This is a genomic window from Pandoraea sp. XY-2, assembly GCF_004193915.1.
In the GTDB taxonomy this organism is placed as follows: domain Bacteria; phylum Pseudomonadota; class Gammaproteobacteria; order Burkholderiales; family Burkholderiaceae; genus Pandoraea; species Pandoraea cepalis.
In genome coordinates this window covers 148,142-175,138 of record NZ_CP030849.1, presented here as the reverse complement: position 1 = coordinate 175,138, position 26,997 = coordinate 148,142, and the positions used below count along the sequence as shown (strand labels likewise).

Sequence of the window (26,997 nt, the reverse complement as noted above, 5' to 3'; positions counted from 1 at the left end):
CGACCTCAGACGCTTACTCGTCGAGCACCTTGTTGCCGGTCTCTTCAAACATCGACACGGCGATGAGCGAGATGATCACGCAGACGATCATGTACCAGGCCGGCGCCATCTTGTTGCCCGTCGCACGAATCAACCAGCCGGCCACGAGCTGCGCCGTACCGCCGAACACCGACACCGCGATGGCATAGGCGCTCGACATGTAGCCCGCGCGCAGATGTTTCGGGAAGTTCTCCGGCATCAGCGCGTAAGCGGGGGCCGATCCCATCGTGTAGCAGAGCATGAGGACAATCAGCGCCGCCAGGACGACCGGCAGCGACGGGAAGTGCGTCATGATCCAGAATGCCGGATACAGCAGCACGATGAGGGCCACGCGGCCGATGATCGTGAGCGGCTTGCGTCGACCCATCTTGTCCGACAATGCGCCATAGATCGGGCACATCACCAGCGAGATCGTGCTGGCCGCCACGCCCGTGAGCATCGACATTTTCGGCGGCAGGCCAAGGTACTGAATGCAGTACGTCGGCATGTAATACATCATCACGTACGTCGACACCGACATCCCCATGATCGAGAAGATCGTGAGGAACCAGTTGCGCACGTATACGCCGCGCTTTGGGTCGTCGCGACCGGCGATCGTCTTCGCCTTCGGCGGTTCTTCCTGAATGTGACGACGCAGGTAGATCCCGACCGGGGCAATCAGCGTGCCGAGCAGGAACGGAATCCGCCAGCCCCAGCTGTGCATGATGTCGTCCGAGAGCAGGAAGCCCAGGCTCGCGGCCAGGCCCGAGCCGAGCAGCGCGGCCGCGCCCTGGCTCGCCAACTGCCAGCTCGCGCGAAAGCCGCGGCGCTTCGCACCGCCCATTTCCAGCAACGTGGCCGTCGCCGCGCCGAATTCGCCGCCTTGCGCGAAGCCTTGCAGCAGTCGCGCCGCGACGATCAGCAACGGTGCGGCCAGACCGATCTGCGCATACGTGGGCGCGAGGCCGATGGCCGCCGAACCGAGTGCCATCAATCCGATGGTCAACGTGAGCGCCGGCTTGCGGCCGGCACGGTCCGCGTAGCGGCCCAGCACGAAACCGCCGAGCGGGCGCATCACGAAGCCCACCGCGAACACGGCGAACGCCAGCAGCGACGACGTGACGGGATCGTGGGCCGGGAAGAACTGCTTGCCGATGGTCAGCGCGAAATAGCTGTAGACCGTGAAGTCGAAGAACTCCAGCAGGTTGCCGATGACGGCGGCAAACACGATCTTGCGTTGTTGCGCAGCGGTCATCGGCGACGGCTGTGCGCCGTCAAGCGTCAATGTGGAAGTGGCGATGCTCATGCGCGCTCCTTGGCAAGAAAGCGTTCGACCAGACGGGTCCAGAAGGCGGCGCCGATGGTCAGGTTGTCGTCGTTGAAATCGTACTTGGCGTTGTGCAGCATCGGCTTGCCCTCGCCGTTCCCCAGGCGAATGAAGCAGCCCGGCACCTTCTGCAGGTAGTACGCGAAGTCTTCGCTGCCCGCGATCGGCGGGAACGGCGAGATGACGTGCTCGGCGCCCACCAGCTCTTCGGCCACACCGCAGGCGAACGCCGTCTCCGCCTCGGTATTCACGAGCACCGGATAGCCGCGGATATAGTCGATATCGGCACTCGCGCCATAGCCCTCGGTATGCGACGTCACCAGCGCGCGAATGCGCGCCTCCAGCGTGGCGCGCACGTTCGCCGAGAACGAGCGCACGCTTATCTCCAGCACGGCCTCCTCGGGAATCACGTTCGGTGCAAAACCGGCGTGGAACGTGCCGACCGTCACAACGGCGGCTTCGGTCGGGTCGACGTTGCGCGCGACCACGGTTTGCAGCGCCATCACGAGACTGCTGCCGATCATGACCGGATCGATCGCCAGATGCGGTCGCGCCGCATGACCGCCACGGCCGTGGATACGAATCTTGACGGTGTCGCACGCGGCCATCATCGGGCCGGCGCGGAAGCCGAACGTGCCCGTGGGTACGCCCGGGTGATTGTGCAGACCGAAGATCGCCTCGCACGGGAAGCGTTCGAACAAGCCGTCGGCGATCATCTGTTCGGCACCGCTGTTCGAACCGGCTTCTTCCGCCGGCTGGAAAATCAGATGAACGGTGCCGTCGAAATTGCGTGTCTTCGCGAGTTGCTGCGCGGCGCCGAGCAGCACGGTCGTGTGACCGTCGTGGCCGCAGGCGTGCATCTTGCCGTCGTGCACGCTGGCATAGGCCAGGCCGGTCTGCTCGTGAATCGGCAGCGCGTCCATGTCGGCGCGCACGCCCACGGTGCGACCGCTGGTGCCCGCGGTGAGCGAGGCCACCACGCCGTGACCGCCGACGTGACGCGTGACCTGATACCCCCAGCCTTCGAGCTTTTGCGCCACGTAGCGCGACGTGTCGACTTCCTCGTAGGACAGTTCGGGGTGTTGATGGATGTGGTGACGCATCTCGGCCAGCGGCGCGCGCGCCTCCAGCAAATCGCTCACTTCGCAATAGCGAATCTCGCTCATCGGGGGCTCCTCTCTTGTTGAATAGCGCGGAGTATTGCACCGACGAAAATCCCCACCCATGACGCAAACCACGTCAAAATGTTGCTTTCAAGTCAACAATTCGTCGCGCCGTCATCTCGGCGGGATGGCGATGACATCGACAAGAAAAGGCATTGATTCAATGACTTGACGAGATGCCCCGGGGCCGTCGACGCGACCTGGACCACCCCGGCCAGTCTCGCGTCAGGCCGACGCATTCGCACAAACACAACACTGAGAAACGGATGACCTACGAGGCGTGGATCGACGACATCGGCGAGCGGGCGCTCAAATATCTTGCCGAAATTGCCGCGACGGGCGGCGTGCGCATGGCCGCCGAGTCGCTCGGCGTGAATCCGTCCGTGGTCAGCCGGCAGATTGCGGCGCTCGAGCGGCGCCTGCGCTTTCCGCTGATCGAACGGCGCGGACGCAATGTCAGCGTTACCGAGATCGGTCAGGTGCTCATCGACTATTACCGCGACGGCCAACGTCGGCAGCGCGACCTGTCGGCGAGGCTGGAGGAGTACCGGCATCTGAAGCGAGGGCGTGTGGCGATCGGTGTCGGGGAAGGCTTTATCGGCCGCCTGATCGCACAGGCGTTGCAGCGCTTTTCGATGAGCTATCCGGACATCCTCGTCGAAATACGCTCCGGCCCGACGCCCGCCGTGCTCTCGCTCGTGCGCGACGACGTCGTGGACATCGGCCTATGCGCGCGCTCCGCCGACGACCCAGCCATGCGCATTCATCCGTTCGCCGCGAAGGCCCTGTGCGCCGTGGTCGCCCCCACCCATCGTTTCGCAACCATGGCGAGTGTGCCGCCCTCGGAATTGGCGCACGAGCGGCTTATCTTCATGACCGAGGCCCACGGCGTGCAGCAATTCGTGCACTCGGTGCTCGACACCGCGCGTCTGAACGTGACGCCGGCCTACCGCGTCGATCTGTTCAACACCGCGCAGACGCTCGCGGCGGCGGGCCTTGGCGTGGCCTTCATGTCGGCGATCACCGCGCGGCGCGGCATCGAGCTTGGCGAGCTGGTCGCCGTGCCCATCGATCATCCGATCGCTTCCGGCTTCTCCAGCCAGATGATGACCCGCGTGGGCCGGCGTCTGTCGCCCGCCGCCGATCACCTCTGGAAGCAACTTGCACAGAGCCTCGCGCATCGTTGACGAAAACACCCGGCCCGATCAGTCAGCTTAGATGGCGTATGATCGGCCGGGTGTTGGATATGCGGGACAAGCCTGCCTGCTTTCGATGACGACCGATTCGAATTCACCCGCCCACCGGCGAATCCGTGCCCGCTTCGTCGCCATTTCCTGGCGCGACCTCGCCGTGTCCTTCGGCCCGGTCATCCTCTTGTCGATGGCGGCCATCTGGCTCGCCGTATGGCTCGTACGACCGGCGCCGCCGCGCACCGTGACGATCAGCGCCGGCCCTGAAGGCAGCTCCTTCTGGAACGCCGCCCAGCGCTATAAGACGATCCTCGCGCGCGATGGCATCACTCTCGTCGTTCTCACGTCCGAAGGCTCGCGCCAGAACGTGGAGCGGCTCGCCGACGCATCGCAGAACGTCGACCTGGGGCTGGTGCAGGGGGCGTGTCGCAAGGCCTCGACGTCGATGGCCTGGTCTCGCTCGGCAGCGTGTTCTATGCGCCGATTTCCGTGTTCTATCGTGGGGCGCGCGTCACGAAGCTTTCCGACCTGACGGGCAAGCGCATCGCCATCGGTCGCGAAGGCAGTGGCGCACGCGCGCTGTCGCTCGCGCTGCTCAAGGCGAACGGCATCGAGCCGGGCGGTGCGACCCGGCTCACGGCATACGACGGACAGGATGCCGCGCAGGCCTTGATCGACGGGCGCGTTGACGCCGCCATGCTCACCGGCGACACCGCCACCGGCCCGACATTGGGCAAGCTGATCCGCACGCCCGGTGTGCGGCTGATGGACTTCGCGCAGGCCGATGCCTACACGCGCCGTTTCACGTATCTGAATCAACTCACATTGCCGCGCGGCGTTTTCGACCTCGGTCGCAACCTGCCGGCACAACCGGTACACGTCATCAGCCCGACGGTCGAACTCGTCGCGCGCGACAGCCTGCATCCGGCACTCTCCGACCTGTTGATCGAAGCCGCGCGGGAGGTGCACGGCAAGGCCAACCTGCTGCAACGCGCCGGGGAATTCCCTTCGGCCCAGGTCCACGAATTCCCGATCTCCGACGACGCCGCACGCTACTACAAATCCGGCAAGGGGTTTCTGTACCGGCATTTGCCGTTCTGGGTCGCGAGTCTCGCCGATCGCATCGTCGTGTTGCTCGTGCCGATCCTCGTCGTGCTGATTCCGGCATTCCGGCTGGTGCCGTCGCTGTACAGTTGGCGCGTGAAATCGCGGTTGTACCGCTGGTACGGCGCGCTCATCGCGCTCGAACGCGAAGCGCTGGCCGACGACGCCCACACCGAATACCGGAACCTGCGCCATCGGCTCGACGCCATCGAGGCCGCCGTCAATCGACTGAAGATCCCACTCGCGTACGCCGACCAGTTCTATGTGCTGCGCGAGCACATCGGCTTCGTGCGGCATCGGCTCGATGTCATGAACGCGAAATCGAGCGCTGCCGGCGCCGAGGAAAGTGTGCAGGGCGCCTGAGCAACTCAAAGTCTTGCTTATGCGCTTCATAATCAGCACTAGCTTTTCTTATGAACGGACAAAGCGCAGACTGTCGACAGTCCCGGGCCAGAACACCGGCCCATGAAATTGACTATTCGGAATCGCGTGAAAACTGAAGCCATGCTGAGGCGCTGTAAAGCAATAACCTTTTTGCGCCGTCAACAATGCGCCCTCGTCGGAGAACGCTCCTCCTTCATTTCGCAGTAGCTCACAGGCGGCTAAATCAAGTAATTTTGATAGCCTATACGGCAGCAGACAAAAGCATTCTGATTCACTATAGGCTAGCATGTACTTGTAATTTGCTATCCTATAGGCTACTGTTCCTGTATTTTTCGCTAGCTTATAGGCAAGCAAATGCACTCAAGGATGAATCAACTCCGGCTCGAACAAGTCCAGAAATCGACCGAAGCGTATGCCGAATTAACGAAGCGCCGCGCGCCGCCTCGAGGCTGGTTGAAGCTCATTCGAGAATCACTAGGCCTAACCGAGCGGCAACAGGCCGAGCGCCTCGGCATCTCTGCGCCGACACTGCACAAGTCCGAGCAAGCGGAAACGGATGAACGAATCACACTCGGGCAACTGCGCAAGCTGGCAGAGGGGTTGGATTGTGAGCTGGTGTACGCCTTGGTACCCCGCAAACCACTCACGCAAGTGGTCGCGGAGCGGGCGCATGCCATCGCGCTGCAAGAGGTCGGCGGGGTCGCGCACACCATGAGTTTGGAGGACCAACGTCCGACAGCTGAACGCCTGCGACGACAGGTTGAGCAGCGCGCGGAAGAGTTGCTTCGTGGTCGATGGTCCGCACTATGGCGATAAGTTTTGACGAACAGGAGGGGCAAACGCCCCTCGATCCTGACGAAGTCGCTGGACTGAAACCGACGCACCTGGCCACGAAGAGTGAGCTTAACGACTGGGAGCAGGAGAACATCCTGGCGGCGGTAAGCTGGCTTCGCCGAACCCGCCAACCGGACGTGCTCAGTGAAGATTTCTGCCGCACGCTGCACAAGAAGATGTTCGACAAGACTTGGGCTTGGGCCGGTACATTCCGAAAGTCCGACAAGAACATCGGATGCGATTGGACACAGGTGAGCGTCAAGCTGCGAGATCTTTTCGGCAATGTGCGTTACTGGATAGAAAACGAGGTCTTCTCGCCGGATGAAATCGCCGCGCGATTTCATCGTGAGCTAGTCTGGATTCACCCTTTTCCGAACGGAAATGGCCGACACTCACGAATGATGGCTGACGCGCTTTTGCGAGATATGAAGGCAACCCCTTTTACATGGGGCGATGGAGGCGACCTCGTCGAAGCCGACAACGCTCGCGTGCAATATTTAACCGCGTTGCGCGCTGCGGATGTCGGTGACTACACGTTGCTACTCGCCTTCGTTCGCAGCACCGCTTAAGTGTAACGAGCGAATGTCGTTCAAGAACGCGCTCGCTGGTAGAAATTCAACGTCCTGAACTTTTCGTATGCCGTCATCTTCCTCACATTCTTCCGCTCCCGGCGCACCGCAACGCGTCGGCGTCGAACCGGCGCGCTGCGCATGCAAGGTGCGCCCCGCGTGCGACGACGATCTGCCGGCCATTACGGCCATCTATGCACATCACGTGCGTACCGGTACGGCGTCGTTCGAGGAAGTGCCGCCCGACGAGGCCGAGATGCGCGCGCGCTGCACGAAGATTCTCGATGCCGGACTGCCGTACCTCGTTGCTGAGCGCGAAGGAAAGGTCCTCGGCTACGCGTACGCCACGCACTACCGGCCGCGCTCGGCTTATCGCTTCACGCTCGAAGACTCGGTGTACATCGCGGCGGATGCGACGGGACAGGGCATCGGGCGCGCGCTGCTGCTCGCACTCATCGCCCGCTGCGAAGGCGGCCCGTGGCGACAGCTGATTGCGAACGTCGGCGACAGCGGCAATGCGGCGTCGCTGGCACTGCACACGGCCTGCGGCTTCACACAAACGGGCGTGCTCAAGTCCGTCGGCTTCAAATTCGGCCGGTGGCTCGACACCGTGTTCATGCAGCGGCCGTTGAGGGCGGGCGACGCGACCCCGCCGGATTTGCCCGAGTAAGCCCGCAGCCGATTCAAAACGGCGAGGCGCGGTCCAGTGCCTTGTAGTGGCGGAAGATACCCGTGGTGTTGAAGGGGATGCGGCGCGGCGACTTCAGGTAGGCCGCAACGCGTGGCACCCGCGCCACGGCGTCGTGTACCGCCTGGCAACGCGGGAACGCCTTGGCAAATCCCGACATCGCGCGCGGAAACGCGTAGTCAAGCCCGGCAATCACCTGAAACAGCGAGAGATCGGCGTACGACATCGCCCCTTCTGAAAGCCAGCCGCCCGCGTGTGGATTATTCGCCAGCACGCGCTCGAAGTACGCGAAGTATTTAGGCAGGCGGTACTCGATGAGGTCCGCCGTGCGCTTGCGCGCTTCCGTGCGCTGCTGACTGTAGTACAAGCGGCTCGCGATGGGATGATGGCTGTCGTGTACCTCGACCACGAGATCGGCCAGTGTGAGCTGCAACTGATTGACCCAACGTCGCGCACGCGGTGACTCGCCCACCAGACCGAGCTGCGGCCCGAGATACGCAAGAATGTTTGCCGTCTGCCCGATCAATTCGTCGCCCACGCGCAGGAAAGGCGGTGCGTAGGGCGGATCCTGGCAAGCCGCGTCGTCCATCGTGCGCATCAGGCCATCCATGCCCTGCCCGGGCGCGTCGCCCTGCACGATCTCTACATACGGCGTGCCGGTGGCCTCGAAGGCCAGGCGGACAAATTCCCCGCGCCCTTGCAGGCCCGGCCAATAAAACAGCTCGAAGGTCATGTACCCTCCTCGGCAGGCTCAGGAAGCGCCCGGCTGCATCTCCACGCGATTCTTGCCCAGTTGCTTGGCGCGGTAGAGCGCCAGATCCGCCGATTCGATCAATGAGGTCGACGCCATGTGGGTGCGCGGCACCAACGACGCTCCGCCGATACTGACGGTGACATGCTGGCCGTTGGCCGAGCCGATGTGCGGAATCGCCATCGCATCGATCTGCGCACGCACCCTTTCGGCGATCAGGGCCGCGCCACTCGCCGTCGTGTTCGGCAGCACGATCACGAACTCCTCGCCGCCGAAGCGCGCGGCGAGATCGGCCGGACGCGACGCCGCATCGGCAATCGTAGTGGCGACACGGCGCAGGACGTCGTCGCCCGCGATGTGGCCATACGTATCGTTATAAATCTTGAAGTTGTCGACGTCGATCATGAGCAGCGCCATCTCGCGTTGCTCGCGCAGCGCGCGGCGCCATTCCGCGCTGAAGTACTCGTCGAAATAGCGGCGATTTGCCAGCCCGGTCAGGCCATCGGAATGCGTCAGCCGCTGCAGTTCGAGATTCGTCTCCAGCAACTGCTGCTGGCTCTCGCGCAGGGCGCGGTAAGCCTCGTCGCGCTGCAGCAGGTTCATGTAGGAGCGCGAGTGATAGCGAATGCGCGCGATCAGTTCGATGGGGTCGGGCAGCTTGACCAGATAGTCGTTGGCGCCCGCCGCGAACGCTTCACGCTTGATGGTCGACTCTTCCTTCGTCGAGAGCACGATGATCGGAATGTCGCGCGTGAGCGGACTGGCACGATACTGCCGCACCAGCGACAAACCGTCGGTGCCCGGCATCACGAGATCTTGCAGGATGACCGTCGGACGCGTGGTTTCCGCCACGCGTTGCGCATCGTCCGGACTCGAACAATAGTGGAAGTCGATGTTCGCCTCCCCCGCGAGCGCGCGGCGAATCGCTTCACCGACCATCGCCTGATCATCAACGAGCAACACCATCGCCGATGATTCGTTCAGGCTGCTTTCGGCGCCCGCCGCTTGCGCGACCGGCTTGGGAGGGCGTGGCGTTATCGTCATGTTTTGCGTCCTGTCATACCGTTCCAAATAGCGTCACCAGTTGCGGCGCAATGCTCGCCAGCGGCAGAATCTGCGACGCCGCACCGGCCTCTGCCGCCGCTTTGGGCATGCCATACACCGCACTCGTCTCGCGATCCTGCGCAATGGTGATAAAGCCCTGCGCGCGCATGGCGCCGAGCCCGGCCGCGCCGTCGCGGCCCATGCCCGTGAGCAGCACGCCCACCGCGCGCGCGCGCCAGTTCTCGGCCACGCTTTGCAGGAAGACGTCGATGGACGGACGATACACCGCGTCCGTCGGCTCGTCGGCAAACGCGCACCGCCCACCCGCGTCCACGCGCAGATGGCGATTGCCGCCCGCGAGCAGCACCACGCCGGCGCTCGGCCGCTCGCCCGCTCGCGCCAAGCGCACGGTGAGCGGCGTTTGCTGATCGAGCCAGTCCGCCATGCCCGGGGCAAACGCTTCGTCCACGTGCTGTACGACGACCACGCCCGCGCCGAAGTTCACCGGCAAACGCCCCAGCAACGTTGCGAGCGCCGCAGGCCCTCCGGCGGATGCCCCGATGGCGACCAGCGCGTCGGCTCTCGCGGGCGCGCGCGGTGCGGCGCTCGGCGCCGGCCGGCGCGCGTCGGCCTGCTGGGCCGCGATGGCCTCGATCTTCGCCAGCAGCGACGATGCCGGCCGCGCCCGATCCGCACTGCCCAGCACCGGCGTGTCGACGGCATCCAGCGCACCGGCGCCCATCGCATCGAACACCAGACTCGCATGATGCCCCACGTCCGACGTCACGATGAGAATCGGACAGGGCGAGCGTCGCATGATCTCACGCGTGGCCGCCACGCCGTCCATCACGGGCATGACGAGATCCATCAGCACGAGGTCCGGCGGGGTGGGCGTGCACATCGACACCGCCTGTGCCCCATCGTGCGCCACCCATGCCACGTCGAACCCCGGGCGTTGCGCGAGCGTGCGACGCAGCGCCTCGACGGCGATGCTCGAATCGTTGACGATCCCAATCCTCATGACCCCGGCTCCCCGATGAGGTCCACCACGGCGCGCAACAACGCGTCGTCGTGAAAACTGCCTTTCGCGAGGTAATAATCGGCGCCGGCATCGAGTCCGCGCTGTCGATCCTCCTCACGATCCTTGTAAGACACGATCATGACCGGCAACGCTGCCGTGCGCGCGTCGCGCTTGATGAGCGTGACCAGCTCCACGCCGTCCATGCGCGGCATGTCGACGTCGGTAATCACCATATCGAACGTCTCGCTGCGCACGGCATTCCAACCGTCCATACCGTCGACGGCGACGCGCACCTCATAGCCTCGCGCCGCCAGCAGTTTGCGTTCGAGTTCGCGCACGGTCAACGAATCGTCGACGACGAGCACGCGCTTGCTGGCACGTCCGCTCGCCTGGGCGGCGCGCACCGGCACCCGTTCGAGCGACCCCAACTCCACCGCCTTGGCAATGGAGCGCACCAGATCGGCCGTATCGATGATGAGCAACGGGGCGCCGTCTTCCGTGAGCGCCCCGGCGGCAATGTTGGGTACCTTGCCGAGCCGGGTGTCGAGCGGTTGCACGACGAGCATGCGCTCGCCCAGGAACTTGTCGACGGCCAGCCCGTAACGCGCGTCGCCGTCGCCGAACACGACCACCGGTTGATCCCCCGCCACCGCGACCGGCGCACTGCCGCACAGGACTTGCTGCGCGCTCACGAGTCCGATCTGCTTGCCGTCGAGCGTGAAGTGCGGACGCCCTTCGAGCACAGCGATGTGCTCTTGCGGGAGCGCCAGCGTGCGCGACAGGTTCGCGAGCGGCAACGCATACGGCTCGCCCGCGATCTCCACGAGCAGGCTGCGCACCACGGAGAGCGTGAGCGGCAACTGCAGAATGACTTTCGTGCCGCGCCCCGGCGTGTGCTCGATGCGCACGGTGCCGCGCACCGTCGCCACCATCGCCCGCACCGCGTCAAGTCCAACGCCGCGTCCGGAGACGTCCGTCACCGTATCGCGCAGCGTGAAACCGGGCAGCATCAGGAATTCGACCAGCTCGTTGTCGTCGAGCCGCTGTGCCGTGTCCGGTGTGGCCAGCCCGCGCGCGACCACCGCCCGTCGCACGCGTTCGAGATCGATGCCCGCACCGTCGTCCGCGACGCTCACAAGCAACAGCCCCGCGCTGTGCCGCGCGCTGAGCGTGATGACGCCCTCGGCCGGCTTGCCCGCCGCCGCGCGCTCGGCTGGGCGCTCCAATCCGTGGTCGACGGCGTTGCGCAGCAAATGGCCGAGTGGCGCTTCAAGCTGATCGAGAATGTCGCGATCGACCGGCGTATGCGCGCCACGAATCTCCAGCCGCGCCGGTTTGCCGAGCGAGCGCCCCAGGTCGCGCACCATGCGCGCAAATCCGCCCAGCCGGTCGTCGAGCGGACGCATCCGGCACGCGAGCGCTTCGTCGTACAGCCGCTGCGACAGTTGCGTCGAGCGCCGGTCGAACTCGTCCAGCTCGTGCATCTGCTCGGCCAACAACTGCCCGCCGACGCTCAGTGCGCGCCGCAGATCGGCCAACGCCGCGAGCAACAGCTGACGGTCTTCATCGGAACGATCCACCACTTGCGCAAGCGCCGAACTCACGCGGTCCAATGCATCGCCCGCCTCATGCTGATGACGCTTGAGCCGCTGCAACGACTGCGCGAACGGCTGCGTCCAGCGCGACGCCACCAACCCCTCGCTGGAGAGTCGCAGCAGTCGGTTCAGATTGTCCGCCGACACACGCAACGCGCGTGACGCGGGGTCAGCGACGTCACTGTCGTTGGTCGTGTCGTGGTTGTCGCGCACTTCGTAGGGCTCGGGCGCGCCGGGCGGGGCCGGCGATGCCGGCGATACGTGCGCGGCGATCGTCATGGCGTCGGGCGCGGGCGGCGTCGCCGACGTCGGCATGCCGTAACTGGCGTAATCGAATGCCGTGGGTTCGGCCGACGGCGTGGGCATCGCGGCGCTCACGGGGGTGGCATGGGCGGGCGTCTGCACCGCATCACTCGTCAACGTGGCGAGCTGCCCGGTGAACGACGTGACGAAGGCGTCGATTTCCGCTTTGCCCGCGCCCTGCGCCCAGTTCGGATCGCGGCCCGGCGGATGCGCCAGACGCATGAGCAGATCGACACCCTGCAGCAGGCGGTCGATGAGCGTTGCGTCGAGCAGAAGGGCGCCTCGTTGTGCCGCGACGAAGGCATCTTCGAGCACATGGGCGAGCGCCACGCCGGCGTCGACGCCCACGATACGCGCCGCCCCCTTGAGCGAATGCGCGGCCCGCATGCAGGCTTCGAGCCGCGACGCGTCGGTCGGCGCGCGCTCGAGCGCCAGCAATCCGTCGCCGAGCACTTGCGCCTGCGTCTGCGTTTCCATGCGGAACAGATCAAGCAGCGAGGCGTCGTGCAGGTCGTCGCTCATGCGAGGCTCCTGTCGAATGCCGCACCCACACGTAACGGATCCAGCACACCGACAACGTGCTCGCGCCAGGGCAACACGGCGACCGCCAGGCCGTCGCTCGCACCGAACGCCGTCGAGGGCACCGCGCCGAGCGCTTCGCGTGCAGGCGTGACCGTGCCATGCACCTCGGCCACGGGAAACGCGCTCAAGTGGTGACCGTGACGCAGCGCCAGCAGGCGCGACGCACTCGCGCGCAGCGTATTCGACGGGGCCGTCTCGGCGCGCGAGGCCGGTTGCACGCCGAGCAGGGCTTCCAAGGACACGCATGGCACGAGCGCGCCGCGCAGGTTGACCAATCCGAGGCAGGCGGGTTGACGGTGTCCCGGCACCGAATGCCAGCCGCACATCGGCGCCACGGATTCAATGGCCGACGCCGGTAGCGCGAGCCATTCGTCGCCCAGACGGAAGAGCAACAGCGGCGTGCCGCGCGCCGCCGCCTCGCGACCCACCACCGCGCGCCACGGGGCCGGGTCAACGGGCACGACCGGCAGACGATCGAGCAGCTCGGCCGCCTGCCGATGCAACGCACCGGCGTGCGAGGGCGCTTGGGAATTCGGGTGGCGTGCGTCGGACACCGAATCGGCCTCATGCACGAAGTCGCGATTTGTCATCGATATCGGGTCCCGTGACGCGGCACGTTGTCAGGCGATGCGCTCGACGTTGTCGCCTTGCGTTGGGTGGCATCCTTGCGTTCGGCACTTTCGGCACGTTCAGCACGCTCGAGCAGACGACGCGCGCCGGCGGCATCGCCGCGCGCGTCGAGTTGTGCCGCGCAATGCACAAGCGCTTCGTAATGTCCCGGGTCGAGATACAGCGCACGACGATAATGGACGAGTGCGCCCTGGGCATCGCCCCGCGCATCTTCGACCAAGCCGAGCAGATACTCGGCCTGCGCGTTCGCGCGATCGGTCGCAAGCACGGTGCGGCACAATGCGACAGCGCGCACAAAATCGCCCGCGTCGGCCGCCACGCGCGCTTGTTCGAGTTGCGCATCGACGGCAGCGGCATTGGTCGCAGCGGCAGCAGCGGTAGCGGACGCGGCAGCGGCGCGAAGCGCTCCGGGCGGCTTCGCCACAACGTTCTGCCTTGCCTGCAACGGGACCGGCGAGCCCGAGAGACCGGCATGGGCCACGAGCCGACCTTCGGCGCGTCGCTGCGCCACGGCGTCGACGGCACTCACCGGCGGCATCGTGTTGAACGATTCAAGCGTTCCCGCAATGCGCGACACGCCGGCGGGTGGTGGCACCACGTCGCGCACCGGCCCCGCGACGCGAAACGCGAACGCCTGCACGTGTCCGGTCGACGTCAAGCCATTGCTGGTCAATGTGCCGCCTTCCGCCGGCCCGGCGAAGAGGGTCGCGCCCATGCGCATGAGGCGTTCGAGCGCGGCGATCGCCCGGCGCTGCCCGTCGCGATCGAAGTAGATCAGCACGTTGCGGAAAAACACGAAATCGAACGTGCCCAGCCGATCGACCAGCGTGGCATCGAACAGATTGCCCGCGTGCCAGCGCACCTGCGCGCTCAGCGCCCCGATGACGCGATAGCCGTCGTCATCCGGCGTGAAAAAGCGCTCGCGAAACGACAGCGATTCGGGCGGGCCGCGAAACGAGTTGCGGCCGTAGCGCCCCTCACGCGCGAGGGCAAGTCCACGTTCACTGATATCGAGCGCGTCGACGGTGAAATCGCTGGCACCGAACCCCGCGTCGAACATCGCCATGGCCATCGAGTAGGGTTCCTCGCCCGTGGCACACGGCAGGCTCAACAGCCGCAGCGGCTGGCCTTCACGCACCGTGCCGCGTCGCGTGGCCCGTTCGTCGCGCGCCAGTTGCGCCAGCACCGTGAACGCCTCGCGATGCCGGAAGAACCAGGTCTCGGGCACGACGACCGCTTCGATCAACGCCTGAAGCTCCTGCGGCGACTGCTGCAGCCATTGCCAGTATTGCGAATACGCGGGTGCGTCTTGCATCTCGGGTGGGAGCGCGGCGAGCCGCGTGCGCACGGCGCGCTCGATGGCATGCGCACCGAGCGTTTGCGCGTCGAGCCCCATGGTCTCGCGCAGCAGGCGTTCGATGTCGTGGACACGGCTCATGACGACGCCTCCGGTGTCTCGGCCAACGCGTCGCGCGCGGCGTCGAAGAGCAGTGCGCGCGCCTCGTCGGTCAATAGTTGATCGATTCGCACCCACTGCACGAGACCGTCGTCGGTGTCGAGCACGGGGCCGAGGTAACGGCCTTCGGGCAGATCGACACCGCTCGACTGGAACGCCGAGGCGTCGGCGCGCAACGTGTCGGTCGCGCGCTCGACGCGCACCCCGAGACGGCGCGCATTGGGACCGGGCGCCGGGTAATGCACGAGCACCAGACGCGTGGATCGGCGCTCGGGCGCGCTCACCCCCGTGGCCAGCCGCGTCAGGTCGATAACGGGCACCGGCTCGCCGCGATAGCTGAAGGCCCCGGCCACCCACGCCGGCGCGGCAGGCAGCTGCTTGAGCGCGAGCCACGGCAGCACCTCAGCCACCTGACTGGCTTCGATGACGTAGTGATCGGTCGCGATGGCGAAACGCAGGAACAACATGGCGAGGTCCGCGAATGACGTAGTGGCGCGTTACTTCACGCCAGCCCCACGGGCGGCAGCGTCTGCACCTTGAAGCGCGAGACGCCGCTCTTGAGTCCGTTGGCGACGTGATTGAGTTCTTCGATGGCCTGACTCGATTGCTGCAGCGATTCGGCGGTCTGCTGCGCCGCCTCGGAGAGTTGCACCAGCGCCTGATTGATCTGCTCGGCCCCGGTCGCCTGCGCCTGCATGCCTTCGTTGACGACCTGGAAGCGCGGCGAGAGCGTTTGCACCTGCGCGATGATCTGCGCGAGCTGATCGCCGACCTGACGCATCTCGTCCATGCCGCGCCGCACCTCCTCGGTGAACTTGTCCATGCCCATCACCCCGGCCGACACGGCCGATTGAATCTCCTTGATCATCTGTTCGATGTCGTAGGTGGCCACCGCCGTCTGGTCGGCCAGCCGCCGGATCTCGGTCGCCACCACGGCAAAGCCGCGTCCGTACTCGCCCGCCTTTTCGGCCTCGATGGCCGCATTGAGCGAGAGCAGGTTGGTCTGGTCGGCCACCTTCGTGATCGTGGTGACGACTTGATTGATGTTGCCCGCCTTCTCGTTGAGGATGCCGAGCTTGCCGTTGACCGACCCCGCCGCCTCCACGACGTGGCGCATGGCGTCCTCCATGCGCGTGAGGCCAACGTGCCCCGTGCCCGCCAGCGACGCCGCGTGTTCGGCCACGCCCGCGACCTCGGTCATGGTGCGCGCCAGATCACGCGACGTAGCGAAGATCTCGCGCGAGGTCGCGCCGATTTCCGTCGTCGTCGCCGCCGTCTCCGAGGCCGTGGCTTGCTGCTGACGCGACGTGGCGGCAATCTCGGTCACCGACGTCGTTACCTGCAACGCCGACTTCTGCGCCTGCCCGACCAGCCCCGTGAGTTCATCCGTCATCCGGTTGAAGCCCGCCTCCAGCGCACCGAATTCGTCGCGCCGTTCCAGATCGAGACGCTGCGTCAGATCGCCCGAGCGCATCACTTCCAGAATCTGCATGACACTCGCAAGCGGTACGCTGATGGCCCGGAACAGCAGCCAGCCGGCTAACAAGGCGCAGGCAAGCGCCACGGCCAGCGTGATGAGCAAGGTCGCTTTGGCCGCGATCACGGACTGGCTGATGTTGTGAGTCGACTCGTCGGCAAAGGTCTTGTTCGTATCGATGAGATGCTGGATCGCCGTGCGCCCACGGCCCCATTCGGGGTAAAGCTGCTCCGACACCATCGAACGCGCCGCGGCGATCTGACCGTCGGCGACCAGCTTGAGCACCTGATTGCTGACGCTGCCATACTGCTGGCGCACGCTGCGCACTTCGTCGTACTGGACGCGATCGATGTCGCGGTTGACCGTGGTGCCGTAGTCCTTGAGCCATTCGTCGATCTTGCCATTGGCAGCGCGAAGCACATCGAGATCGCTCGTCCGGGCCTTGTCGTTGTCGTCGACGGACACGACCTGCTGAAGCATCTGGAAGCTCTCGAACCAGGCGCCGCGCAGCATCGTGCTGTAGTACAGGCCGGGCGTGGAGTCGGTCTCCACGCTGATCGCCTCCTGCTGGATGGCCATCAGCCGCGTAAAGGCGATGCCGGCCATGAGGGCCATCAAGGCGATGATCAGGCCAAAACTGGCCAGAATGCGATGTCGGATCGACCAGTGTTTCACGCCGCGCTCCCGTTCGTTGTGCATACCCGGTGCCGGGGAAGGGGCGACGCGGGCCTGTTTGAGGTTACGCCGATTCTATTACAGCGGCCCGGTCGGGCAACGTCGGTCAGACCTTGTATTTGGGTTTATTTCTGAATTGAGGCGGTCCGGGCACCCGCGGCGGTGCCCGCCACGGCCATTCAGCGGGTCAGGTCGCGAAGGGCGTCGGCCGTCATGGGCACCAGCGCCAGTGGCATCGCGGCCGACGTCAACGCGCGAAGCGACGCCGCGTTGTCGGGCGAGGTGCTGCCATCCGGCAGGTAGAGATTGTTTTCGAAGCCGATCCGGGCGTGGCCCCCATGCAACACGGCCGCCAGCGCGCACTCGGCCTCGCGCGGTCCGAACGCGCACATCGCCCACGGTGTGGCCGTGATCGCCTCGCCCAGCGCTTGTGCCCCCGTCTGCCAGGCCGCGAGAAACGGTAGCAGGTCCGACGGCGACGACAACTGCCCCTTGCTGTACCGGCCCAGTACGAACAAGACCCAATGACGGCCCGGACGGATTGCCCCGTTCGCTCGCAAGCGCCAGTAGTGCGCCACGTCCTCGGTGTCGTACAGGATGTACTGCGTCGTGATCCCGGCTTGCCAGAGCCAGGCGAAGAACGCTTCGGCCGCGGGTGCATGCGCGGCGTCGGGCAGCACTTCGCGCAACGCCACCGAAATCGCTTCGGGATGCAAGGCACGCACCGTCGCGATCTGTTGCTCGGGGGTATAACAGCCGACTGCCTCGGTCGTCACTTGCAGTACGAGTTCGTTGCCCACGGCACGTTGCACCGCGTCGATGCCGGCGATGTAATCCGGCACCTCGAGGCTGTGCGTGCCATCGGCCTTGCGAACGTGCAGGTGAATCATCGCCGCGCCCGCCTCCAGACACGCCTTCGCGCACGCGCCGAGTTCATTCGGCGTCATGGGCAGCGCACGATGATCGACGTGCGTGCGGCGGGCGCCGTTGGGCGCGACGGCCAGCGCGAAAGCGCGTGTCGTGCCGGTCATCATGCGCCTCCCGTCATCACGCCGGTGACATCGGCCACCGCCAACGCCAACCGTTCCACGATCCGGTCGATGTCCGCCGGCTGACAGATGAACGGCGGTGCGATCAACGCGTGATCGCCATGCACGCCATCGACCGTGCCCCCATCGGGTAGATCAGCAGACCGCGCGCCTTGGCCGCCGCCTTGAGCCGTGCGTGCATCTTGTCGGCCGTCGGGAGTGTCTGCCTGGTCGCACGGTCGGCGACGAATTCGACACCGACGAACAGCCCCCGGCCACGCACATCACCCACGTTAGGGTGATCGGCGAAGACTTCGCGCAGGCGCGCCCGCAGTTGCTCGCCACGCGCTTGCACGTTCTCCAGCAGATGCTCCTCGGCAATCGTGCGCTGCACGGCCAACGCCGCCGCGCAGGCCATCGCGTGTCCCAGATACGTATGACCATGCTGGAAGAATCCGGAGCCGCCGACCACGGCATCGAAGATTTTATCGGTGCACAGCATCGCCCCGATCGGCTGATAGCCAGCGCCCAGCCCCTTGGCGATGACGAGAATGTCCGGCACCACGCCGTCTTCCTCGCACGCGAACAGGTAGCCCGTGCGCCCCATGCCCGACATCACTTCATCGAGCAGCAGCAGCACGCCGTACTTGTCACACACGGCGCGAATGCGTTTGAAATAGTCGCCCACCGGCGGCACCGCGCCCGCCGTCGCACCCACCACGGTTTCCGCAACAAACGCGATCACCCGATCGGCACCGAGTTCGAGGATTTTCGCTTCGAGTTCGTCGGCCAGACGCTGGACATACACTGCATCACCCTCGCCCTCAAGCCGCTCGCGATACGCGAAGCAGGGCGAAACGTGGTGGGCCGGCACCAGCAGCGGCAGGAACGGCTCACGCCGCCACGCGTTACCGCCGATGGCCAGCGCGCCAAGGGTGTTGCCGTGATAGCTCTGACGACGCGCAATGAAGTACTGACGCTGCGGCTGGCCGATCTCCACGAAGTACTGCCGCGCCAGCTTGAGCGCCGCCTCCACCCCCTCCGATCCGCCACTGACGAAATACACGTGATTCAAATCGCCGGGCGCGCTCGCGGCCAGCGTGTCGGCCAATTGCTCGGCGACTTCCGTCGTGAAGAACGAGGTATGCGCGTAAGCCAGTTGCGCCGCCTGCTGCTGCATCGCCTCGATCACGCGCGGGTGACCGTGTCCCAGACATGAGACGGCGGCGCCGCCGCACGCGTCGAGATAACGCTGGCCCGTGCTGTCGATCAGCTCGATGCCCTGGCCGCCGACCGCGACGGGCAAGGTTTGGCGCGGGTTGCGGTGAAACACATGAGTCATGCCTGAACCTCTGACGAAAAGATGGCGCGTCGCGCGATGACCGCCCAGCCACCCATTCACGCGAACGATGGAGCTCAGTGTAGGGGCATCGCGTTGTTTTTGCAACATATGTTTCACTCGTTTTGTTGTCGCAACACTTTACTCAATCGCCTGAACTTGCCCAACGGTTACGCATTGGCCGGGCCCACGGGGGGAAAGCGCGTGCGTGGTCGGGGCATTTCATGCAACAATCGTTACATTACTTCGTCGCCGTGTTGCCATCCCCTATGCCTGAAGCTCCCGCGTTGCCGCAGACGCTCGAACAGCTCAACACGTTACTGCGCGCGCGCTATCCCCAGCTCAGCCCGCAATTTCAGGCGGGCGCGCGTTTCTTGCTCGACCACCCGCAGCGTGTTCCGATCAGCTCCATGCGTGCGATTGCCGCCGAGGCGGGCGTGCAGCCGGCCACCTTCGTGCGACTCGCGCAGCATCTCGGCTTCGACGGTTGGCACGGCCTGCGCGAACTGTTTCTCGAATCGATCCGGCTTGGGCCGCAGCCCTATGCGAGTCGCGCTCGTCAGGTCATCCGTGAGGGCGATGCCGCCCGCATGGTGCCCGAGATGTTCCGCGTGCAGCACAACAATCTCGACCTGACCGAAGCGGGCGCGAATGCGTCGCTGGGAGCGGCCGTCGATTTGCTTGCCAATGCGGGCACCGTGCATGTCGCCGGCTTCCGGGCGTGCTTTCCCATCGCGTTCACGTTCCAATACATCTATCGGCTGTTCCGGCCGACGGTGCATTTGATTCGCGGCGAGGCCGGCACGCTCGAGATGGAGTTGCGTGCGCTCTCGGCGCGCGATGTGGTGGTCGTCATCAGCTTCGCCCCGTATTCGAACGAAGCGCTGATCGTGGCGCGAGCGGCACGGGCGGCGGGGGCGCGTGTGCTCGCGCTCACCGACTCCACGGTCTCGCCGCTCGCCCTCGACGCCGATGCGACGGTGCTGTTCTCGCATGAGAGTCCGTCGTTCTTTCCGTCGATCACCGCCGGGATCGCCGTCGTCGAGACGCTCGTGGAAATGCTGCTCGCCCGCAAGGGACGCGGGGCGGTGCGCGCTCTGGAACTGGCCGAAGACCAGTTGCACGGCACTGGCGCTTACGTCAGCCCGACGGGCAGTGAGGGAAGCGCGGGAAGCGGCACCCGCGTCAAACGGGACGCGTGAGCGTAGCGGCCGGGCGGCGTAGCGTCACCGCGAGCGCGGCGCTGCCCGCGATCAACGCCGCAGCCAACAGGGCCAAGGCGACGAGCATGCCCACGTGGTCCGCGAGCCAGCCAATCGTGACCACCGGCACCGAGAAGCCGAAGTACGCGAACAGGAAGTACCCCGCCACCGCACGTGCGCGCATGGCCGGCGCGACCGCCGCATTGACCGCCGCCAACCCGCCCAGATAAGTGAAGCCGTAGCACGCCGAACTGGCGATCGCCGCACCGGCCAGCAATACGGGCAAATTCGCGTAACCCACCCGAACGACAGCACCACGAAGCCGAGCGGCACGAGCAAAAGTCCGGCGCGCACCGCCTGCACGGGTGCCATGCGTCGCGCGGCAGGTTGAAACAACAATCCCGTCGAGATCACGAAAAACGTGGCAAATCCCGCCCACGCCTCGTGCCCGCGCGCGGCAAGCGCCGCCGGCACCACGCCGATGACGACGCCCACCGCAGCCCACGCGAGTAGTATCGCCACGCCCAGCGGGACGGTGCCGGGCGCAAGCACCGGCCAGCGCAACCACGATGTGCTTCGATGACGCACCGGCGCGGGCAGCGCCGCCACCGCAACGGCCGCCACAAAGGCGAACGGCAGATACGCCCACAGACTCAGGGGCGGCAGCGTCGACGGTGCCGCCACGAGGCACACGCCGGTGAGGAGCGCGCCAGTGCCAAAGCCCAGCGATGTGGCCGCCGCGACAAGCGCCGCCCGCGCGTGGCCGCGTCTTCGCGTGTGCCATATAGCTCGGTCATGTACGCGGTGCCGCTGCCCGCCACGAGTCCCGTCGCCAGTCCGTAACACGCCCTTGCGCCGCCAAGTGCGACGAGTGTCGGCCAGTGCAGCGTCAGCGCCGTGCCTGCCAGACCAAGCAGCAACGCGATGGCCAACGGCACGCGGTGCCCCACACGATCGGACAATCCCGCGAGAAACAGCAATGTCGGCACGAGCGCGCCGACATAGCACGCGAAGGCAAGCGCCTGCGCCCCGCGCCGTGCCCGCTTGCCGCGGCATAGTGCGGCACCAGCGGCGCTTGCAGATTCACGGCGAACGTGACGACGAATAACTGTAGCGCCAGCAACGGAATCGCCCAGCGCGGCGTTATTTGAGGTGACTGGCAAGGGTCTGTGTCGACTGAGATCGAGGAATGAGACATGCAGTGAGCCAACAATGAAGCGACCGTAAATGGCCAAGGCGGAAGCGGTATGGCTTCAAGTATTGCCAGCTCGCGAATCCAGTGCAATTATTGAATTGTCCTGATATCAATTTCCGTCCCCGCGCTTCGCATGGCTGCCCCTGCCCGCTATCTCGAACATGTCGAACGTCTCGCCGAAGCCATTGCGGGCGGCGAACTCGCATCGGGCGCCCGACTGCCACCGCAACGCGATTACGCCGATGCGCACGGACTTGCCATCTCCACCGTTACACGGATTTACACCGAACTCGCGCGACGTGGTCTAGCCGTCGGCGAAGTGGGGCGCGGCACGTTCGTGCGCTCGCCCGCCGTCGGCGCGGCGGCGGCGTTCGCGCAATGGGCCCCCGCGCCGGGCGCGATCGGCGGTGTCGATCTGGCGTTCAACTATCCGGTCTTGCCCGAGCAGACCGACGCGTTGCGTCAAGCTCTGCGAGAGACGGCCGCGGCAGGCGATCTGAGCACCTTGCTCGCCCACACGCCACACGACGGGCATCCGTCCGATCGGCGAGCGGCGGCGCAATGGCTATCCCGGCGCGACGGCACGCCCGTCTCGCCCGATGAGATCGTCATCTGTGCCGGAGGCCAGCACGCGCTCGACGTTCTGCAGTTGGCGCTGTGTCGCGCGGGCGAGCCGGTAGCCGTCGAAGCCCTGACGTATCCCGGCTGGAAAGCGCTCGCGGCCTTGCGTGATATTCCACTCGTTGCCGTGTCGATGACACCGGGTGGGCTCGATCCGGGGGCACTCGATACGGCGTGTCGCGCGCTTGCGGGACGTTTGCGCCTCGTCTACACGATGCCCACGCTGCATAACCCGCTGGGGGGTGTGATGCCGCTCGCACAGCGGCGGGCGCTAGTGGAGGTGGCGCGGCGTCACGACCTGCTGCTGGTCGACGACAGCGCCTACGGCTTTCTCGTCGCCGACGCCCCGCCCGCCCTTCGCCTGCTCGCGCCCGAGCGTACGGTTGAGGTTTGCAGTCTCTCCAAGCCGGGCGCGCCGGGCCTGCGTATCGCCTATCTGGTTGCGCCTCCCGCCTTGCTGCCACGGGTGCACGCGGCAATGCGGGCGAGCGCCTGGAGTGCGGCGCCGTTGATGCCGCAATTGGCGTCGCGCTGGCTCGGCGACGGCACGATCGATCGCTGGACGACGCGCAAGCGCGCGTTGGCGGCGCGGCGTCAGGCCATCGCGCAGGCCTGCTTCGCGGCCTTGGCGCTACGGGGTATGTCGGGGCGTTTCACCAGTTGCTGCCCGTGCCCGCGCCGACGCGCTGCGACGACGTCGTCGCGGCCCTGCAAATGCGGGGGATTGCGGTGACACCCGTCGACGCGTTCGCTGCGCCCGGGCAGACGGCGCCCGCCGCCATCCGCATCGCCCTGGGTACGCCGCAGAGCGACGCCGTGCTCAAGGCCGCGCTCGAGCAGGTCGCCGATGTCGTGAAAGCACTCGCGCGCCGATGACGCACAGGATGACGCCGTCCCCGGTTTATTTTATGATCGATGCGCTCGCCTGCGGCGAAGGCGTCGGCGCAAGACCCGACGCGGCGTTGCGCAGGATCCGTCTCCCTGTCGACACTCTCAAGGACTCCGAATGTCGCCTTTCCGTCTGTCGCTTGCCCGCTCGTTCGGGCTTGGCACGGCGCTCGTCGTCGGTGCCACCATGGCCGCGCCGGCGTTTGCCGCGTCCAACCTTCTCTTCATGAGCAACTCGCCGCTGGCCTATCTGCACAAGGCCGACAATGCGTCGCTCGCCAAAGCGGCCAGCAACGTGCTGTCCCATCAGCAGGACAACGAAACCGTCGACTGGAGCAACAAGGGCACCGGCAACCCCGTGGCCATTACAGCGCAACTCACGCCGACCAACACCCAGAAGGACGACACCCGTACCTGCCGTGACCTGATCGTGGTGCTCGGCGCAAAGGGGCAGGAAGTCACCCTCAAGCTGCCGACCTGCAAAAAGGGCGAGAACGGCCAATGGGAACTGCAAAAGCGCGGCGCTCAGTAAGCATTCAGTCGTCCTCCAGACAAAAAACCGCTGGCCCGAGATTTTCGGGACCAGCGGTTTTTCATTGCGCCCCCGTGCGCAGGGCACGGGGGAATCGTGCCGACAGCCGCCTCAGGCCGCCGCCATCTTCTTGTGGCCTTCGACGTCGGGCAACAGGATCGTCACGATCCCGAGCAGCGGCAAATAGGCACAGACGTGGTAGACAAAGTCGATACTCGTCGAGTCGGCCAGTTGTCCGAGCACGGCCGCGCCCACGCCACCCATCCCGAATGCGAAGCCGAAGAACAACCCCGACACCGTTCCGACCTTGCCCGGAATCAACTCCTGCGCGTAGACGAGAATCGCCGAGAACGCCGACGCCAGAATCAAGCCGATCACCACCGTCAGGATGCCGGTCCAGAACAGGTCCGCATACGGCAGCATCAGCGTGAAGGGCGCCGCCCCAGGATCGACCCCCAGATCACATACTTGCGACCGATCTTGTCGCCCAGCGGTCCGCCGATCATCGTGCCCGCCGCCACGGCGAACAGGAATACGAACAGATGCACCTGGGCGCTTTGCACCGACACGTGGAACTTGCTGATCAGATAGAACGTGAAGTAGCTGCTGATGCTCGCGAGATAGAAGTACTTCGAGAAGATCAGCACCAGCAGAATGCCGATGGCGAACATCACCTTGCCGCGCGACAGGTGGGCGTGCCCGCCTCGGCGCGCGGCCGGTTTGCCCTTGCTTGCGGCGCGCTGCCCGGCGTACCAGCGACTGACGTGGAACAGCACGAAGATCGCGACGAGCGCCGCCACGGAAAACCACGCCACGCTGCCACGGCCGTGCGGCGCAATGATAAGTGCCGCAAGCAGCGGGCCGAGTGACGAACCGACATTGCCACCGACCTGGAAGAACGATTGCGCCAGGCCGTGGCGTCCGCCCGAGGCCATGCGCGCCACGCGCGACGACTCGGGGTGGAACACGGACGAGCCCATGCCGACCAGCGCGGCAGCCACGAGCAGCATGCCGAAATTCGGCGCGACAGCCAGCAACAGCAGGCCAGCCAGCGTAAAGCCCATGCCGACCGGCAAGGAATACGGCTTCGGATGTTTGTCGGTGTATAGGCCTACGACGGGCTGCAGCAACGACGCCGTGACCTGGTAGGTCAGCGTAATCAGACCGACCTGCGCGAAACTCAGGTCGAAACTGGCCTTGAGCAGCGGATAGATGGCCAGGATCAACGACTGGATCATGTCGTTGAGCAAATGGGAGAAGCTGATCGCGGACAGCACACGGAACGCGGTGCCTTTGGCGGCCGGCGAGGGGGCGCCGGGAAGGGACGTGACAGGTTGGCTCGACATGGGAGGGGGATTTGACGTCAAAAGCTTCAGGAAATCAGCACGCTTCCGGCAGTTTTCGTGCAAATAGACCTGACTTTGGGACTTGGCCTATTTTTTGCCGGAAATCTAATATGTGAAGTGTAGAGCATGCGTAAATTGCGGTTACGCCAACTTTTGTCGCGATTCCGCCATCCGGCCCGCCGCGGTATGTCTCACAAAGACCGATAAAAGACGTTTGCCGGTGGCCTTGAACCGCCCACCGGACATCCGCCAGGCCCTTGTCGGGCACACGTCGCCAACAGCTCGTGAGGGTTTATCGGGCGTTGGTGACCGTCAGGGATTCGTGTAGAGTCGATTGACGAGTTGTGCCGTGCAACATGACGCACACGAAGCACACGAAAGGGCCCCCTCCTTCCTTGGTTGGCAGCAGAACATGATTCAACACTCCAGAGTCGTGCAGTGGCTGGTGACCGGGCTCGTCGTGACGGTCACGCTCTTTGTCGTCCTGATCCTTGGCTGGCTGCGCGTTCATCACATGTCGCAGGCGTTCCTGCAACGAGAAGCACAACGACAGCGCGCGGCACTCGAGCGCATTGTCGGTACGGCCGAGGACACCCTCAAGGGCGCCGCCCCCTGGGTCGGCCGCGCTTGCGGCGAGGTCAACAGCTCGTTGCAGGCCACGGGCACGCTCAGTCCCTACTTCCGTTCCATCTGGCTCGTCTCCCACGGGAAGATGTATTGCTCGTCGGTGATTCGCTCCGACGAGGCCATCGAAATGCCTTTGCCGGCCGAACTCGTGCCGTTGCTGACCGGCACGCCCGAAATGTTTGTCGACAGCACGCCCTATGTGCGCAATTCCCCCGCACTGGCATTGTTCATCCCGACGTCGGCCACCGACGGTGTCCTGGGCTTCATCGACAGCGTGTATCTCACCGAGTCGTTGCATAGCGTCAAGACCAACGAGCTTGCCTGGACGGCGATGACCATCGGGAAAGTGTCGCTGACGTCCGAAGGCCCGCGGCTCGAATCCGTCGGCATCGCCACCCGCGGGGCTCAGGTCACGCTCGACTCGGACCATTTCTCGACGTCGCTTGCCGGCAGCGCCACCCTGACGCGCTCATTGATCGCCACGCAGGCGCCGATCTTTCTGGCATTCGGCGTGGCGATCTCGATTTTGCTCGGCATCCTGACGTTCCGCCATCTCGGCCCGGCCCAGTTCATGCGGCGGAAAATCGCGCTGGGCATCAAACGCAATGAGTTCAAGGTCTACTACCAGCCGGTGATGGAGTTGGCCACGGGCCGCTGCGCCGGGGCCGAAGCGCTGATGCGCTGGCATCACCCTGAGGCCGGCCTCGTGCGCCCCGACGCCTTCATCCCGATCGCGGAAAGCAACGGCCTGATCATCGAACTCACCCGTTCGCTGCTGAAGCAGATTCGCAACGACGTCTCCCGAGGCGCGCTGCCGCAGGGGTTTCACATTGCGGTCAATCTTGCGGAGCGGCATTTGCGCGACACGACCATCGTGCACGACATCGAACGTCTATACGGTTCGCTCAACGAGACGTATCCGATGATCGCGGAAATCACCGAGCGTTATGTGATTCGCGACACCGCGGCGGCGCGCCATGTGATGGCGGAACTCCAGCGTCACGGCGTGGAAACGGCGTTAGACGACTTCGGTGCCGAAAACAACTCCATCGGCTATCTGAAGCGCTACGACTTCAATTATCTGAAGATCGACAAGGAGTTCCTGCCCGTTACCGAAGACGATACGGTCACGCGCAATATCTGCGATTCCATCATCCATCTGGCCGAGCGGCTGGACATGACAATCGTGGCGGAGGGTGTCGAAAACGAGATGCAGGCGAGTTATCTGCGCGAACGCAACGTGACCTACGCCCAGGGATATCTGTTCGCGCGTCCGATCGCGTTCGACGAGTTGGTACAGTTTGCGATAGCCCACGCGGGCAGAGGCCCGGCGTCGGTCAACTCGGCATCGGCGAGCGTCGTGCCACTCACGCCGCTCAAGGCAGGCTAAACGCTCATTGCCCTGGCG

The 26,997-nt window shown here is 65.3% G+C and carries 22 protein-coding genes and 3 pseudogenes; 10 read left to right on the top strand and 15 right to left on the bottom strand.

Translation table 11 applies throughout. The features are described 5' to 3' along the window. Nucleotides 1-13 precede the first annotated feature (13 nt). Nucleotides 14-1,324, bottom strand: coding sequence for an MFS transporter (locus DRB87_RS00690; RefSeq protein ID WP_150551167.1), 1,311 nt, complete (start codon nt 1,322-1,324; stop codon nt 14-16). After that, the gene (locus tag DRB87_RS00685) at nt 1,321-2,511 is read right to left on the bottom strand and encodes a M20 aminoacylase family protein (RefSeq protein WP_130024481.1); all 1,191 of its coding nucleotides are present in this window, start codon (nt 2,509-2,511) and stop codon (nt 1,321-1,323) included. Before DRB87_RS00685 ends, DRB87_RS00690 begins: the two co-directional genes overlap by 4 nt. A gap of 263 nt (nt 2,512-2,774) precedes the next feature. Between DRB87_RS00685 and DRB87_RS00680 the strand changes: the two genes are divergently transcribed. The 5 genes and pseudogenes from DRB87_RS00680 to DRB87_RS00660 all read left to right on the top strand — a co-directional run bounded on the left by DRB87_RS00680 (nt 2,775) and on the right by DRB87_RS00660 (nt 7,259). Beyond that, the gene (locus DRB87_RS00680; RefSeq protein ID WP_130024480.1) at nt 2,775-3,695 is read left to right on the top strand and encodes a LysR family transcriptional regulator; all 921 of its coding nucleotides are present in this window, start codon (nt 2,775-2,777) and stop codon (nt 3,693-3,695) included. An 85-nt stretch (nt 3,696-3,780) separates the two neighbouring features. Then, nucleotides 3,781-5,165, top strand: a pseudogene (locus tag DRB87_RS00675) (TAXI family TRAP transporter solute-binding subunit). Between the two features lie 387 nt (nt 5,166-5,552). Then, the gene (locus DRB87_RS00670; protein ID WP_240756127.1) at nt 5,553-6,002 is read left to right on the top strand and encodes a mobile mystery protein A; all 450 of its coding nucleotides are present in this window, start codon (nt 5,553-5,555) and stop codon (nt 6,000-6,002) included. Further along, a complete protein-coding gene (locus DRB87_RS00665; RefSeq protein ID WP_240756126.1) occupies nt 5,981-6,589 on the top strand; it encodes a mobile mystery protein B in 609 nt (202 codons plus the stop codon). Before DRB87_RS00670 ends, DRB87_RS00665 begins: the two co-directional genes overlap by 22 nt. A gap of 67 nt (nt 6,590-6,656) precedes the next feature. Then, nucleotides 6,657-7,259, top strand: a complete 603-nt coding sequence (locus tag DRB87_RS00660) for a GNAT family N-acetyltransferase (protein ID WP_130024477.1) — start codon at nt 6,657-6,659, stop codon at nt 7,257-7,259. Nucleotides 7,260-7,272: 13 nt separating this feature from the next. Here the strand turns inward: DRB87_RS00660 and DRB87_RS00655 are convergent, their stop codons facing one another. The 10 genes and pseudogenes from DRB87_RS00655 to DRB87_RS00610 form a co-directional block, all read right to left on the bottom strand. After that, nucleotides 7,273-8,010 (bottom strand): glutathione S-transferase, encoded by a 738-nt coding sequence (locus tag DRB87_RS00655; protein WP_130024476.1) that lies wholly within the window; start codon nt 8,008-8,010, stop codon nt 7,273-7,275. Between the two features lie 18 nt (nt 8,011-8,028). Beyond that, nucleotides 8,029-8,994, bottom strand: coding sequence for a diguanylate cyclase (locus DRB87_RS00650; protein WP_130027642.1), 966 nt, complete (start codon nt 8,992-8,994; stop codon nt 8,029-8,031). A gap of 91 nt (nt 8,995-9,085) precedes the next feature. Then, nucleotides 9,086-10,093, bottom strand: coding sequence for a chemotaxis response regulator protein-glutamate methylesterase (locus DRB87_RS00645; RefSeq protein ID WP_130024475.1), 1,008 nt, complete (start codon nt 10,091-10,093; stop codon nt 9,086-9,088). Further along, nucleotides 10,090-12,513 carry a hybrid sensor histidine kinase/response regulator gene (locus tag DRB87_RS00640; RefSeq protein WP_130024474.1) on the bottom strand — a complete coding sequence of 808 codons (2,424 nt, stop codon included), beginning with the start codon at nt 12,511-12,513 and terminating at the stop codon, nt 10,090-10,092. Before DRB87_RS00640 ends, DRB87_RS00645 begins: the two co-directional genes overlap by 4 nt. Then, nucleotides 12,510-13,163 (bottom strand): chemotaxis protein CheW, encoded by a 654-nt coding sequence (locus DRB87_RS00635; RefSeq protein ID WP_130024473.1) that lies wholly within the window; start codon nt 13,161-13,163, stop codon nt 12,510-12,512. The genes DRB87_RS00640 and DRB87_RS00635 overlap by 4 nt, the downstream gene beginning before the upstream one ends. Continuing rightward, on the bottom strand, nt 13,160-14,641 hold the full coding sequence (locus DRB87_RS00630) for a protein-glutamate O-methyltransferase CheR (protein ID WP_130024472.1): 1,482 nt from the start codon (nt 14,639-14,641) through the stop codon (nt 13,160-13,162). Before DRB87_RS00630 ends, DRB87_RS00635 begins: the two co-directional genes overlap by 4 nt. Continuing rightward, nucleotides 14,638-15,126 (bottom strand): chemotaxis protein CheW, encoded by a 489-nt coding sequence (locus tag DRB87_RS00625; RefSeq protein WP_130024471.1) that lies wholly within the window; start codon nt 15,124-15,126, stop codon nt 14,638-14,640. The genes DRB87_RS00630 and DRB87_RS00625 overlap by 4 nt, the downstream gene beginning before the upstream one ends. A 35-nt stretch (nt 15,127-15,161) precedes the next feature. Further along, a complete protein-coding gene (locus DRB87_RS00620; protein ID WP_305037079.1) occupies nt 15,162-16,835 on the bottom strand; it encodes a methyl-accepting chemotaxis protein in 1,674 nt (557 codons plus the stop codon). A 155-nt stretch (nt 16,836-16,990) separates the two neighbouring features. Continuing rightward, the gene (locus DRB87_RS00615; RefSeq protein ID WP_130027640.1) at nt 16,991-17,842 is read right to left on the bottom strand and encodes a 3-keto-5-aminohexanoate cleavage protein; all 852 of its coding nucleotides are present in this window, start codon (nt 17,840-17,842) and stop codon (nt 16,991-16,993) included. Continuing rightward, a pseudogene (locus DRB87_RS00610) lies at nt 17,842-19,181 on the bottom strand (aspartate aminotransferase family protein). Before DRB87_RS00610 ends, DRB87_RS00615 begins: the two are co-directional and overlap by 1 nt. Before the next feature lie 266 nt (nt 19,182-19,447). On the opposite strand from DRB87_RS00610, the gene DRB87_RS00605 reads away from it, so the two are divergent. Next, nucleotides 19,448-20,380, top strand: coding sequence for a MurR/RpiR family transcriptional regulator (locus DRB87_RS00605; protein WP_130024470.1), 933 nt, complete (start codon nt 19,448-19,450; stop codon nt 20,378-20,380). Here the strand turns inward: DRB87_RS00605 and DRB87_RS23190 are convergent. Then, nucleotides 20,364-20,681, bottom strand: a complete 318-nt coding sequence (locus DRB87_RS23190) for a hypothetical protein (protein WP_206100054.1) — start codon at nt 20,679-20,681, stop codon at nt 20,364-20,366. The genes DRB87_RS00605 and DRB87_RS23190 overlap by 17 nt on opposite strands. 352 nt (nt 20,682-21,033) lie before the next feature. Further along, nucleotides 21,034-21,369, bottom strand: coding sequence for a hypothetical protein (locus DRB87_RS23185; protein ID WP_206100053.1), 336 nt, complete (start codon nt 21,367-21,369; stop codon nt 21,034-21,036). Nucleotides 21,370-21,708: 339 nt separating this feature from the next. Here DRB87_RS23185 and DRB87_RS00595 point away from each other — a divergent pair, with 339 nt between their 5' ends. The 3 genes from DRB87_RS00595 to DRB87_RS00590 all read left to right on the top strand — a co-directional run bounded on the left by DRB87_RS00595 (nt 21,709) and on the right by DRB87_RS00590 (nt 23,616). Further along, nucleotides 21,709-22,929 carry a PLP-dependent aminotransferase family protein gene (locus tag DRB87_RS00595; protein WP_130024469.1) on the top strand — a complete coding sequence of 407 codons (1,221 nt, stop codon included), beginning with the start codon at nt 21,709-21,711 and terminating at the stop codon, nt 22,927-22,929. Next, entirely contained in the window at nt 22,926-23,072 is a 147-nt protein-coding gene (locus tag DRB87_RS22920; protein ID WP_165385216.1) for a hypothetical protein, read from the top strand. The genes DRB87_RS00595 and DRB87_RS22920 overlap by 4 nt, the downstream gene beginning before the upstream one ends. Nucleotides 23,073-23,202: 130 nt before the next feature. Next, nucleotides 23,203-23,616, top strand: coding sequence for an RT0821/Lpp0805 family surface protein (locus tag DRB87_RS00590; RefSeq protein ID WP_130024468.1), 414 nt, complete (start codon nt 23,203-23,205; stop codon nt 23,614-23,616). A gap of 111 nt (nt 23,617-23,727) precedes the next feature. On the opposite strand, the pseudogene DRB87_RS00585 reads toward DRB87_RS00590, so the two are convergent. Continuing rightward, nucleotides 23,728-24,962: pseudogene (locus DRB87_RS00585) on the bottom strand (MFS transporter). Between the two features lie 412 nt (nt 24,963-25,374). On the opposite strand from DRB87_RS00585, the gene DRB87_RS00580 reads away from it, so the two are divergent. Beyond that, the gene (locus DRB87_RS00580; protein ID WP_130024467.1) at nt 25,375-26,979 is read left to right on the top strand and encodes an EAL domain-containing protein; all 1,605 of its coding nucleotides are present in this window, start codon (nt 25,375-25,377) and stop codon (nt 26,977-26,979) included. The last annotated feature ends 18 nt before the right edge of the window (nt 26,980-26,997 follow it).

Coding starts and splice junctions, on each gene's coding strand:
- DRB87_RS00665 (WP_240756126.1), top strand. CDS start 5,981: ATGGTCCGCACTATGGCGATAAGTTTTGACGAACAGGAGGGGCAAACG.
- DRB87_RS00625 (WP_130024471.1), bottom strand. CDS start 15,126: ATGTTGTTCCTGCGTTTCGCCATCGCGACCGATCACTACGTCATCGAA.
- DRB87_RS00660 (WP_130024477.1), top strand. CDS start 6,657: ATGCCGTCATCTTCCTCACATTCTTCCGCTCCCGGCGCACCGCAACGC.
- DRB87_RS00580 (WP_130024467.1), top strand. CDS start 25,375: ATGATTCAACACTCCAGAGTCGTGCAGTGGCTGGTGACCGGGCTCGTC.
- DRB87_RS00635 (WP_130024473.1), bottom strand. CDS start 13,163: ATGACAAATCGCGACTTCGTGCATGAGGCCGATTCGGTGTCCGACGCA.
- DRB87_RS00640 (WP_130024474.1), bottom strand. CDS start 12,513: ATGAGCGACGACCTGCACGACGCCTCGCTGCTTGATCTGTTCCGCATG.
- DRB87_RS00690 (WP_150551167.1), bottom strand. CDS start 1,324: ATGAGCATCGCCACTTCCACATTGACGCTTGACGGCGCACAGCCGTCG.
- DRB87_RS00630 (WP_130024472.1), bottom strand. CDS start 14,641: ATGAGCCGTGTCCACGACATCGAACGCCTGCTGCGCGAGACCATGGGG.
- DRB87_RS00605 (WP_130024470.1), top strand. CDS start 19,448: ATGCCTGAAGCTCCCGCGTTGCCGCAGACGCTCGAACAGCTCAACACG.
- DRB87_RS00685 (WP_130024481.1), bottom strand. CDS start 2,511: ATGAGCGAGATTCGCTATTGCGAAGTGAGCGATTTGCTGGAGGCGCGC.
- DRB87_RS00655 (WP_130024476.1), bottom strand. CDS start 8,010: ATGACCTTCGAGCTGTTTTATTGGCCGGGCCTGCAAGGGCGCGGGGAA.
- DRB87_RS00595 (WP_130024469.1), top strand. CDS start 21,709: ATGGCTGCCCCTGCCCGCTATCTCGAACATGTCGAACGTCTCGCCGAA.
- DRB87_RS00620 (WP_305037079.1), bottom strand. CDS start 16,835: ATGCACAACGAACGGGAGCGCGGCGTGAAACACTGGTCGATCCGACAT.
- DRB87_RS00670 (WP_240756127.1), top strand. CDS start 5,553: ATGAATCAACTCCGGCTCGAACAAGTCCAGAAATCGACCGAAGCGTAT.
- DRB87_RS00645 (WP_130024475.1), bottom strand. CDS start 10,093: ATGAGGATTGGGATCGTCAACGATTCGAGCATCGCCGTCGAGGCGCTG.
- DRB87_RS00615 (WP_130027640.1), bottom strand. CDS start 17,842: ATGACCGGCACGACACGCGCTTTCGCGCTGGCCGTCGCGCCCAACGGC.
- DRB87_RS00650 (WP_130027642.1), bottom strand. CDS start 8,994: ATGGTGTTGCTCGTTGATGATCAGGCGATGGTCGGTGAAGCGATTCGC.
- DRB87_RS00590 (WP_130024468.1), top strand. CDS start 23,203: ATGTCGCCTTTCCGTCTGTCGCTTGCCCGCTCGTTCGGGCTTGGCACG.
- DRB87_RS00680 (WP_130024480.1), top strand. CDS start 2,775: ATGACCTACGAGGCGTGGATCGACGACATCGGCGAGCGGGCGCTCAAA.